Source organism: Aeromonas sp. R3-1 (assembly GCF_040908345.1).
Classification (GTDB): domain Bacteria; phylum Pseudomonadota; class Gammaproteobacteria; order Enterobacterales; family Aeromonadaceae; genus Aeromonas; species Aeromonas veronii.
Window position 1 is genome coordinate 43,964 of the sequence record NZ_JBFODN010000201.1, and the last position, 10,557, is coordinate 54,520.

Genomic DNA, 10,557 nt, shown 5'->3' on the forward strand with positions numbered 1-10,557 from the left:
AGCCCCTAAGGGTTCACCTTCATCAACGAATCAATGCCTGATAAAGCGTTGTAAACTCTCACCTTCCTGTTTCACGAGGCGGTTCCAGTCGGCCACTTGCAAGCGGACTTCCAGCACGAAATCACCCTCCTCACTAAAACCTTCCTGCTCAATCCCTTTCAGCTGATAGAGCACACTGCGCAATCTCGCGGCAGAAGGAGGTAACTGCAGGGTGTGATGCACCATGGAGCCAGCCAGCAATTCGGTCAGCGCCGTAAACAGATGCTCACAACCTTCACCAGTCTGGGCCGACAGCCAGACGCGCAACGGGCGCCCCTCGTCATCTCGCTCCAGACCTGCCGGACGATCCGCCAGCTTGTCGATCTTGTTGCAGATCATCAGCTGGGGCCTGTCATCGGCTTCAATCTCGGCCAACACCTGCTGCACGGAGTCGATATTCTCCTGCATCTGCTCATCGGCACAGTCCACCACATGCAGCAGCAGATCCGCTTCACGGGTCTCCTGCAGGGTCGCCTTGAAGGCCGCGACCAGATCATGGGGCAAGTGTCGAATAAATCCAACTGTATCCGCCAAAATCACATCACCCACATCCCGGATCACCAGTTTACGCAGGGTGGGATCCAGAGTTGCGAACAATTGGTCGGCAGCATACACGCTGGCAGCTGTAAGTTGGTTGAACAAAGTGGACTTTCCGGCGTTGGTGTAACCAACCAGTGACACCGTCGGCACTTCGTTGCGATTGCGGGCGCGGCGTCCCTGCTCCCGCTGCTTGGCCACCTTGTCGAGCCGACGCAAAATCGCCTTGATGCGTTCCCGCAGCAGACGTCGGTCAGTTTCAAGCTGGGTTTCACCCGGGCCACGCAGACCGATCCCGCCCTTTTGACGTTCAAGGTGGGTCCAGCCTCGCACCAGACGAGTGGAAAGATGGCGCAACTGGGCCAGTTCGACCTGCAGTTTACCTTCGTGGGTACGGGCGCGCTGGGCAAAGATATCGAGGATCAGGCCGATTCGGTCCACCACCCGGCACTGGAACAGACGCTCCAGGTTGCGCTCCTGGGCAGGGGTCAGGGCATGGTTGAAGATGACGACGTCGGCATCCAGCATCTGGACTTGGGACGCGATCTCTTCAGCCTTGCCACTGCCGACAAAAAATTTGGCACTGGGCGCACTGCGACTGGTGGTAATTACCCCCAGCGCATTGACTCCGGCCGAGCTCACCAACATCTTGAGCTCTTCCAGATCCTCCCGCTCACCCTCATCACTGAAGTTGACATGCACCAGAACGGCCTGTTCGCCAGCTTCATAACGGTCAAACAAGCGCTTGCTCCTTAACAGGAATCATGATGAATCTGAGTTGGCGAGTCGACTCGCCCAGGGATATCACGCCTCGGCATCACCCTGTTCATCAGCCGCGCCACCCGGAGTGGGCTGGTGATGATTGACGGCACGGGCCGGTACGACAGTCGAGATGGCGTGCTTGTAAACCATCTGGCTCACGGTGTTTTTCAGCAGGATAACAAACTGGTCAAAAGACTCGATCTGACCTTGCAGTTTGATGCCGTTCACCAAATAGATAGAAACAGGAATCCGCTCACGGCGCAGCGCATTCAAAAACGGGTCTTGGAGAGATTGCCCCTTAGCCATTTTTCTTTTCCTTATAGTTTGTTGTTTTTAAACACCGAATATCAATATAACAACCTGATTATACAGAGAGTGTCAAGCCGCACCAGCGCGAGCAAGCACGCGGTCGAGATTGCCAGACTCACCGGATTCCAACCAGGTCACATCGGGCCAGCCGCGCAACCAGGTCAACTGTCGTTTTGCCAATTGGCGTGTGGCAACAATGCCACGATAACGCATCTCATCATACCCCACTTCACCGCACAGGTAGTCCCACATTTGGCGATAACCCACACAGCGAATGGAGGGGAGATCCGGGTTCAGATCGCCGCGCGCCATCAGCGCACGAACCTCCTGTTCAAAGCCACCTTGCAGCATCTTGTCAAAGCGCTGTTCGATACGCTGATGCAGCACGGCGCGATCGCTCGGGGCGATGGCAAACTGCTGCACCCGATAGGGCAAGCCCTCCCCCTGCACCTGCGTCAGCTCGGTAAGGGTCTTGCCGCTGATACGGTAGACCTCCAGCGCCCGAGAGAGTCGCTGCGGGTCATTGGGGTGGATCCGCGCACCGGCCACCGGGTCGATGTGCACCAGCTCATCGTGCAGCGCCTGCCAACCGAGGCGGGTAGCCTCTTCCTCAATCCCGGCACGAATGGCGGGATCGGCAGAGGGCAATGGGGACAACCCCTCCAGCAGCGCCTTGAAATAGAGCATGGTGCCGCCCACCAGCAGCGGAATGCGGCCGCGATCGGCGATCTCTTTCATCTCCCGCAGGGCATCCTTGCAAAAATCGGCTGCCGAATAGCTCACAGCGGGATCAAGAATATCGATCAGCCGGTGCGGGGCCCGCGCCAGCTCATCGGCAGTCGGCTTGGCCGTACCTATATCCATGCCGCGATAGATCAGTGCAGAATCGACGCTGATGATGTCGCAAGGCAGTGCCTGGCACAATTCAATGGCGAGATCCGTCTTGCCGGAGGCCGTCGGCCCCATCAGAAAAATTGCGGTCGGCAAGTCACTCGCCATGTTCAAACTCCTCCAGCACGGTCGCCAACGAAAGGGGACGCACCATGCGAATGTCTGCCAGTTGGTCACTGAAATCGGTCACAAGTTCCGTCAGCAGACGACTGGCAGTTGAAAAATCGTATATCTTCTCGCGGCTTATCCCCTGCTCCACCAGCCATTGGCATAATACTTCAGCCTGCTGACCAGCATCACTGTCAGATCCGCCCTCGATAATTTGCAGCAATTCGGGTAACAGACGCACCAGATCGGTCTGGCGCAGCAGAGCCGGCACCCGAGTCAGGATCATGGTGTCGCGCCCCCCGCTTTTCAACTCCAGCCCCATCCGTTTCAGCAAACGTTCCTGCTCGGTCACCAGCGCGATCAAATTCTTCGGCAATTTGAAGGAGACCGGCAGCAACAGTGGCTGAGCCGCCAGTCCCTGGCCCCAGGTCTCCAGCAGCCAGTGGCGCAGCAGCACCCGCTCGGCGCGCACCAGCGAGAGCAGCGCCAGCTGATTATCCCGCTCGATCAACAGGTAGGCCTGCTCCACCAGTGTCAGGGCGCGACATCCCCCCTGTTTGGGTGATGGCACTGTGTCGGTGGACTGTGCGGGAGCAGCCTCAGCCGCTGTTGCGATAGGCAGCGTAGTGAGCAGAGCGCCCATGCCGCGCATCGCCTCCCGGCTTGGGGGCTCGGGCGGTTGATAATTGCTGGCTCGGCCAGCCCCACCGCCCCCCTCCCGCACCTGTGCAGGTGCCCGGTAGCTGTGCTCGGCACCGTACCATTCGGGACGTGGCGCCTGACCGGGATATTCAATCTGCGGACTGACCGGCAACTCGACCAGAGTTTCGGCCAGCGGAGTGTCCTGATGAGCGGTGCTCACCCCTTCGCGGCGCAGCGCGGTAAACAGCGCCTGAAAGATAAAGTCGTGGATCAGCCGCGCCTGATGGAAGCGCACCTCATGCTTGGCCGGGTGGACGTTGACATCCACCTGACGGGGATCCAGCTCGATATAGAGCACATAGGCGGCGAAGCGGTCGGGAGGCAGCAACTCGTCATAGGCCTGACGAATAGCGTGGTTGATGAGCTTGTCGCGCATCATCCGGCCGTTGACATAGGTGTATTGCAGGTCGTTCTGCGGTCTTGCCCCCTCCGGAGTCGCCAACCAGCCCCACAAACGCACATCGCTGTGTTCGCTCTCCACCGCCAGCGCATGGTGCATGAAGGGGGTGCCGCAAACGGCGGCTAGACGTCGCTCCTGCTCCGGCACGGTATTGGCGGCCTTGTACTGGCGCACCACCTTGCCATTGTGGCGCAGGATCAGGGTGGCATCGAAGCGGGAGAGCGCGATGCGGCGCACCAGCTCGTCGATATGGGCAAACTCGGTCTTTTCGCTGCGCATGAACTTGCGCCGCGCTGGGGTATTGAAGAAGAGATCCACCACCTCCACCGTGGTGCCCACCGGATGGGCCGCCGGCTTGATGGTGACGCTCATCTCGCGCCCTTCCGCCTGGGCTTGCCAGGCTTCTGACTGCTCGGCGGTACGGGAGGTGAAGGTGAGACGGGAGACCGAGCTGATGGAAGCGAGCGCCTCGCCACGAAAACCGAGGCTGTTAATCACTTCCAGATCGTCCAGCGTGGCCACCTTGGAGGTCGCATGACGCGACAGCGCCAGCACCAGCTCGTCTTTGGCGACGCCACAGCCGTTGTCACGGATGCGGATCAGCTTGGCCCCCCCCTTGTCGATGTCGATCTCGACCCGGTCGGCCCCCGCATCCAGGCTGTTTTCCACCAGCTCTTTCACCACAGAAGAGGGCCGCTCCACCACCTCTCCGGCTGCAATCTGGTTGGCCAGAATGGGTGGCAAAATACGGATCGGCATCATTTACTCCTGAATTTCAATCTTGCTGATGGTCAGTCTCTTAAGGCTCCAGGAGGGCCGCTCCACCACCTCTCCACCAACCGGAATCTGGTTGGCCAGAATAGGGGGCGATATACGGATCGGCATCACTTGCTCCTGAATTTCAATCTTGCTGATAGTATTCGCTAACAGCGGGAGCGGCATCGCCCGCTCCCGCGCGTCAGTTTTGCGGAATGTAGAGCACCTGCCCTACCTGAATATTCCGCGACTTGAGCTTGTTGATCTCCACCAGCCGAGCCTGACTCACCCCATGTTTCTCGGCAAGGCGGGAGAGACTCTCGCCCCGCTTGACCACATGGCGGATCATCTGCGACTTGTCGTCACTGCGAACGGGGGCGGCAGCGCGGCTCTGCCCTTGCTGGGGAATATAGATTGTTTGACCAATCTGAATATCCCGGCTGCGCAGCTGGTTGACCTCCACCAGAGTGGACTGACTCACTCCATGCTTCTCGGCAAGGCGGGAGAGGCTCTCACCCCGTTTGACCACATGGCGGAGCATACGCGATTTGTCATAGTCCCCCACACTGCTGACCGGAGCACCGCTCTCTTGCGCTGCCGCCGAGTAAGGCTTGATCACCCCGGCGCCAGAGCCGCTCCCAGCACCGCCGTCGCGGGCGGTGGCGGGCATCTTGTTGGTCACTACCGGCTGCGACTGTGCCTGCCTGGGCTGGCTCACCGGCTGCCGGGCTACCGGTGCAGGGCGAGTAGCGGCAGGTTGGCTCACCTGCCCCTTGCCGGTCAGCATGGCCCCCTTGGTCGGGTGGGCGCGGTAGTAGTTGCGGATCCCCTCGAAGATGGCGCGGGCCAGCTGGTCCTGATAGCTGGCGGTGGCCAGCAGCTTCTCTTCCGCATGGTTGGAGATAAAACCGGTCTCCACCAGCACAGAGGGAATATCCGGCGCCTTCAGCACCGCCAGACTGGCGTGTTCCGGCGCCTTCTTGTGCAGTCGGGCGACCTTGCCCATAGAGCGCAGGATCTGGCGGCTGACGTCATATCCTTCGGCACGGGACTTGTCCATGGAGAGGTCGAGGAAGGTCTGTGCCAGATAGGGGTTGGGATCGGATTCCGCCAACACCTTGCCGACACCACCCAGCAGCTCGCCCTGCTTTTCTTGCTTCTCCAACCAGCTACCCATCTCGCGGTTGGCACGGTTGGTCGACAAGACCCAGACCGAGGCACCACGCGGAGTCGAGTTATGAAAACTGTCTGCATGGATAGAGACCAGCAGATCCGCCTTGGCCTTGCGGGCGATCTCGGAGCGCTTGTTGAGGTCGACGAAATAGTCGCCACGACGGGTCATCACGGCGCGCATCCCCGGTTCACGGTCGATCAGTGCCGCCAGCTTCTGGGAGACCGCCAGCGTGACCCGCTTCTCGTAGGTACGGCGCGGGCCGATGGAGCCCGGGTCTTCCCCGCCGTGGCCCGGGTCGATGGCAATCACCACCCCCTTGCCTTTGCCACCCACAGGTGTGGCTTGCACCGCAGCCGCCGAGCGCTTCTCTTCATAAGGAAGGTCGATGACCAGACGGTGGCCATAGGGCCCGGCTGGCGCTAACGGAAAGACCACCGGCTTGATGGCGGAGCTGAGATCCATCACCAGTCGCAAACCGCCCTTCTCCAGCGGTGTGCTCTGGCGGATCTTGCGCACCAGTTCGCTGTTGTTCTCGATCCGGGCCAGATTGGCGGCGTTGCTCGCCCCTTTCAGATCGATTACCAGCCGATCCGGGCCGGTGAGGGTGAAGTAGTTGTAATTGGGGGCGCTGCTCATATCGAGCACCACCCGGGTGTTATCCGGTGATGGCCAGATTCGTACGCTCTTGAGCTGATTCGCCCAAGAGGGTAACGCCATCAAGGAGAGAGCAATAACAAGGATCAAGCGCACGTAGATGACAACCGTTCCAGAATGGCTTCGCCAATAGCAGTACGAGCCTCTATCAGAACCTCGCGCTGCTCGCCTACATAGGTGAGGGTAATTTCCAGGTCGGGAGCCGGTAACCAGCCCTCGCCCTTCTCTGACCACTCCACCAGACAGAGAGTGTTGGCGGCAAAATAGTCCCGAATGCCCATGAATTCCAGCTCTTCCGGATCAGCCAGGCGATAGAGATCGAAATGGTAGACCTGCCAGCCATCGAGCTCATAGGGCTCGACCAGGGTGTAAGTCGGGCTTTTTACCTTGCCCTGATGGCCAAGGCCCTGCACCCAGCCGCGGGTCAGGGTGGTTTTACCGGCGCCAAGCGTGCCATGCAAAAACACAGTGGTCGCCTGCTGGCAGGCCTGTGCCAGACGGCCACCCAGTGCCACGGTTGCTGCCTCGTCCGGCAGTGTCATCATCAACTGTTTTGCCATGTTCTTCTTTTTAACTTGTAATGGTGTCGGGATTAACCAGTTTGCGGATCAGCGGCAGCAAGTCTGACGCCAGCATGCCCCGCTCGCCGTCGGCGGCGGCCTGATCTGCAGCCTCGCCGTGGATCACGGCGCCCAGCCAGCTTGCCATGGTGGCAGACCAGCCCTGGGCCAAAAGGGCGGCGATTATACCAGATAACAGATCGCCCATCCCGCCACTTGCCATGCCGGGATTGCCTTCACAACAGAGAACGACCCGCTCGCCGTCATAAATAAGTGTTCCCGCCCCTTTTAACAACACCACACCGCCATAACGCCGCTGCAGCGCCTGCACGGCGGCAAACCGATCGGTTTCAATCTCGGCAATGGTGCATCCCAGCAGGCGCGCCGCTTCGCCGGGATGGGGCGTGAGCACCCAATTATCCTGATGGCGGGGAGATTGCGCCAGCCAATTCAATCCATCGGCGTCCAAAACCAGTGGCAGCCGTTCGGTGAGATAACGGGCGATTTGCGCGCTTCCCCACTCATCCTGACCAAGCCCGGGGCCAATGACCCGCACCGACGCCCACCCCTCGTCATCTGCGGTAGTGAGACTCATCAGTTCGGGTTGATAAAGGCTGACCGGCGGATGCTCCGGATGCTGACACACCCGCACCAGCCCGGCTCCCGCCCGCAGGCAGGCGCGGGCCGCCAGTACGATGGCCCCCTGCATGCCGCGATTGCCCCCCACCAGCAGCACCTTGCCATAAGAGCCCTTGTGGGAAGCGCGCGGGCGCGGGGTCAGCTGCGTGCAGAGCTGCGGATAATCGATACGCCAGGCGGTGGGCAGCATAGTGTCATCAGGCGTCACGCCAAGGGGATCACAGTCGAGCTGGCCGACACAATCCACCCCGTCGCCGGTGAGCATCCCCTGCTTGATACCGATAAAGGTGAGGGTGCGAGTGGCCTGCACCACGGCCCCCATGGCACGGCCGGTATCGCCGTTGAGGCCGGAGGGGAGATCCACCGCCAGCACGGGCACAGCCAAGCCATTGATTGTTGCGACGATCTTTGTCAGTAATGGCGAGAGGGACGTGTTGACGCCGGTGCCAAGCAGGGCATCGACCACCAGCTCCGGGGGGGAGTGCTGGTCCTTATCAAACTGCTCGGCCAGCCAGACCCGGCCACCGGCCGCCAGCCACTCATCGGCGGCCCGTCTGGCATCCCCCTTCAGCTGGTCGGGTGCTCTGGCGGCAATCACCACCACCTCGATGCCAATCTGGCGGGCAAGGCGGGCCAGCACATAGCCATCACCGCCGTTATTGCCGGGGCCGACGAAGATCCACCAGCAGCGACTGTCGGGCCAATGCAGGGTGGCATAGGTGCGCAGCGCGGCACCGGCTCGCTCCATCAGGGCATAGAGAGGTTGCCCCTCACGCGCGGCCCAGTTGCGCTCCAGTGCGCGGATCTGTTCAGTCTGCCACAGCCCCTGTGGTAAACTGCCCCCCTCTTTTGTGCCCAACGCGCCCCTGATGATCTCTACCATGACGGCTCCCGCCTCTTATCAATCGACCCACGCCAGCAAACACCGGCCAGGCCAAGCCGCATGAGCGCACCTGACTTCCACCAGCTGGCCCACGATATCAAGCTCTGGGCACGGGAGCTAGGTTTTGACCAGGCGGGCATCACCGACACCGACCTGCGTATCGAAGAGCCGAGATTGCAGGCCTGGCTGGATGCGGGCTATCACGGCAGCATGGATTACATGGAGCGCCACGGCATGATGCGGGCGCGCGCCCACGAGCTGCTGCCGGGCACGGTGCGGGTGTTGTCGGTGCGGATGAACTACCTGCCGTTCGAGGCAGGCTTTGCTGCCACCCTGCGCGATCCGACTCTCGGCTATATCAGCCGCTATGCTCTCGGTCGCGACTACCACAAGGTGCTGCGCAACCGGCTCAAACAGCTGGGTGATCGCATTGAAGCGCGCTGCGCCGAGCTGTTTCAAGGCACTGAAGAGACCTTGGGTGAGTGGCGCCCCTTCGTCGACTCCGCCCCCATCCTCGAGCGGCCACTGGCAGCCAAGGCGGGCCTAGGCTGGGTTGGCAAACACTCACTGCTGCTCAACGAATCGGCTGGCTCCTTCTTCTTTCTCGGTGAGCTGTTGCTCAACCTGCCGCTGCCGCTCGACCAGCCAGTGGAGAAGGAGCTGTGCGGCAAGTGCGTCGCCTGCATCAACATCTGCCCGACCGGCGCTATTGTCGCCCCCTATGTGGTGGATGGCCGCCGCTGCATCTCCTATCTCACCATCGAGAACGACGGTCCTATTCCGGAAGAGTTCCGCCCCCTGATGGGCAACCGCATCTACGGCTGCGACGACTGCCAGCTTATTTGCCCCTGGAATCGCTACGCCGATGCCAGCCCGGAACCCGACTTCAGCCCTCGCCCCAGCCTGCACCGCCCGCCCCTGCTGGCGCTGTGGTGCTGGAGCGAGAACGATTTCCTCAAACAGACCGAGGGAAGCCCGATCCGCCGCATCGGCTATCAACGCTGGCGCCGCAATCTGGCAGTCGCCCTTGGCAATGGTCCAGCGACCCCCGAGGTGATCGCGGCCCTGCAACTGGGGCTGACCACCGCCGATCCCATGGTGGCCGAACATATCGAATGGGCGCTGGCAACCCTTGCCCGGCGTCAGGATGAAGAGAACAAGAAGACCCGTTTGCTGATCCGCTGCATCGAAAAAGGTCTGTCGGATCACGCATAAGTGATCTGCCCCTTGCCGGATTGCAGCACTTTTTTCATGCTCTGCCGACCTGCAGTGCCCATAACAGCGTGGTCACTGCAAACTGCTCGGCACATAACAAGGACAACACAGATGCATATGTTGGGAGTGGATATTGGAGGCTCAGGGATCAAGGGCTGTCTGGTCGATACCAAAACCGGCGAATTGATTGGCGAGCGCCATCGCATTGCCACACCGCAACCGGCCACCCCGGCCGCCATCGCCCATACCCTCAAGGCGCTGGTCGAACACTTCGACTGGAAAGGACCGGTGGGCTGCGGCTTTCCCGCCACTATCCACAACGGGGTTGCCAAGAGTGCCGCCAACATCGACAAGAGCTGGATCGAAACCGATGCCGAGCATCTGTTTGCCGATGTCACCGGCAAGCCCTGCTATGTGCTGAACGATGCCGATGCCGCCGGTCTGGCAGAGATGCGCTTTGGCGCCGGCAAGGATCGCAAGGGGGTCATCATTCTCATCACGGTCGGTACCGGCATCGGCACCGCCATCTTCGTCAACGGCCATCTGCTACCCAACACCGAGCTGGGCCATCTGATGCTGGAAGGAATGGTCGCCGAGCACTACTGCTCCGATGCGGCGCGCAAACGGGAAGATCTCTCCTGGAACCGCTGGGGCAAGCGTTTCAACAAGTATCTGGCACGCCTCGAGTTTCTCTTCTCCCCCGACCTCTTCATTCTGGGGGGCGGCAGCGCAGCCAAGCTGGATAAGTTTGTCGATCGCATCGAGACCCGGGCGCCGCTTATTCCGGCGGCCAGCCTCAATCAGGCGGGCATTATCGGGGCCGCTCTCTACGCGGCCGAGCAGCAGGGCTGACCGACGCTCACTGCAAGTCAGCAGATACCAATGGAAAGGGCCCGGCACTGCTGCCGGGCCCTTTTGTTTTGCGGTC

The 10,557-nt window shown here is 60.9% G+C and carries 10 protein-coding genes; 2 read left to right on the forward strand and 8 right to left on the reverse strand.

From position 1 onward, the window contains the following. Positions 1-30: 30 nt before the first annotated feature. From hflX to AB5Y85_RS12950, 8 genes are all read right to left on the reverse strand, one after another. The gene (gene hflX / locus AB5Y85_RS12915) at positions 31-1,317 is read right to left on the reverse strand and encodes a ribosome rescue GTPase HflX (protein WP_257687184.1); all 1,287 of its coding nucleotides are present in this window, start codon (positions 1,315-1,317) and stop codon (positions 31-33) included. 63 nt (positions 1,318-1,380) lie between these two features. Then, entirely contained in the window at positions 1,381-1,644 is a 264-nt protein-coding gene (hfq, locus tag AB5Y85_RS12920) for an RNA chaperone Hfq (RefSeq protein WP_005339045.1), read from the reverse strand. A 72-nt stretch (positions 1,645-1,716) separates the two neighbouring features. Further along, entirely contained in the window at positions 1,717-2,646 is a 930-nt protein-coding gene (gene miaA, locus AB5Y85_RS12925; RefSeq protein ID WP_257687183.1) for a tRNA (adenosine(37)-N6)-dimethylallyltransferase MiaA, read from the reverse strand. Beyond that, on the reverse strand, positions 2,636-4,507 hold the full coding sequence (mutL, locus tag AB5Y85_RS12930) for a DNA mismatch repair endonuclease MutL (RefSeq protein WP_257687201.1): 1,872 nt from the start codon (positions 4,505-4,507) through the stop codon (positions 2,636-2,638). Before mutL ends, miaA begins: the two co-directional genes overlap by 11 nt. 3 nt (positions 4,508-4,510) lie before the next feature. Further along, entirely contained in the window at positions 4,511-4,633 is a 123-nt protein-coding gene (locus AB5Y85_RS12935; protein ID WP_368221528.1) for a hypothetical protein, read from the reverse strand. A gap of 73 nt (positions 4,634-4,706) precedes the next feature. Further along, positions 4,707-6,395 (reverse strand): N-acetylmuramoyl-L-alanine amidase, encoded by a 1,689-nt coding sequence (locus AB5Y85_RS12940; protein ID WP_257687181.1) that lies wholly within the window; start codon positions 6,393-6,395, stop codon positions 4,707-4,709. Between the two features lie 23 nt (positions 6,396-6,418). Further along, complete coding sequence (gene tsaE / locus AB5Y85_RS12945; protein WP_005339056.1) at positions 6,419-6,892, reverse strand: tRNA (adenosine(37)-N6)-threonylcarbamoyltransferase complex ATPase subunit type 1 TsaE; 474 nt, start codon at positions 6,890-6,892, stop codon at positions 6,419-6,421. A 10-nt stretch (positions 6,893-6,902) separates the two neighbouring features. Beyond that, a complete protein-coding gene (locus tag AB5Y85_RS12950) occupies positions 6,903-8,414 on the reverse strand; it encodes an NAD(P)H-hydrate dehydratase (RefSeq protein WP_368221530.1) in 1,512 nt (503 codons plus the stop codon). A gap of 60 nt (positions 8,415-8,474) precedes the next feature. On the opposite strand from AB5Y85_RS12950, the gene queG reads away from it, so the two are divergent. Both queG and ppgK read left to right on the forward strand, forming a co-directional pair. Next, the gene (gene queG / locus AB5Y85_RS12955) at positions 8,475-9,629 is read left to right on the forward strand and encodes a tRNA epoxyqueuosine(34) reductase QueG (protein WP_368221532.1); all 1,155 of its coding nucleotides are present in this window, start codon (positions 8,475-8,477) and stop codon (positions 9,627-9,629) included. A 111-nt stretch (positions 9,630-9,740) separates the two neighbouring features. Further along, the gene (gene ppgK, locus AB5Y85_RS12960; protein WP_005339062.1) at positions 9,741-10,481 is read left to right on the forward strand and encodes a polyphosphate--glucose phosphotransferase; all 741 of its coding nucleotides are present in this window, start codon (positions 9,741-9,743) and stop codon (positions 10,479-10,481) included. The last annotated feature ends 76 nt before the right edge of the window (positions 10,482-10,557 follow it).

Excerpts from the sequence above, each read along its gene's own strand:
- hfq (WP_005339045.1), bottom strand. The coding sequence starts at position 1,644 with ATGGCTAAGGGGCAATCTCTCCAAGACCCGTTTTTGAATGCGCTGCGC.
- miaA (WP_257687183.1), bottom strand. The coding sequence starts at position 2,646 with ATGGCGAGTGACTTGCCGACCGCAATTTTTCTGATGGGGCCGACGGCC.
- mutL (WP_257687201.1), bottom strand. The coding sequence starts at position 4,507 with ATGCCGATCCGTATTTTGCCACCCATTCTGGCCAACCAGATTGCAGCC.
- AB5Y85_RS12935 (WP_368221528.1), bottom strand. The coding sequence starts at position 4,633 with ATGCCGATCCGTATATCGCCCCCTATTCTGGCCAACCAGATTCCGGTT.
- AB5Y85_RS12940 (WP_257687181.1), bottom strand. The coding sequence starts at position 6,395 with ATGGCGTTACCCTCTTGGGCGAATCAGCTCAAGAGCGTACGAATCTGG.
- tsaE (WP_005339056.1), bottom strand. The coding sequence starts at position 6,892 with ATGGCAAAACAGTTGATGATGACACTGCCGGACGAGGCAGCAACCGTG.
- AB5Y85_RS12950 (WP_368221530.1), bottom strand. The coding sequence starts at position 8,414 with ATGGTAGAGATCATCAGGGGCGCGTTGGGCACAAAAGAGGGGGGCAGT.
- queG (WP_368221532.1), top strand. The coding sequence starts at position 8,475 with ATGAGCGCACCTGACTTCCACCAGCTGGCCCACGATATCAAGCTCTGG.
- ppgK (WP_005339062.1), top strand. The coding sequence starts at position 9,741 with ATGCATATGTTGGGAGTGGATATTGGAGGCTCAGGGATCAAGGGCTGT.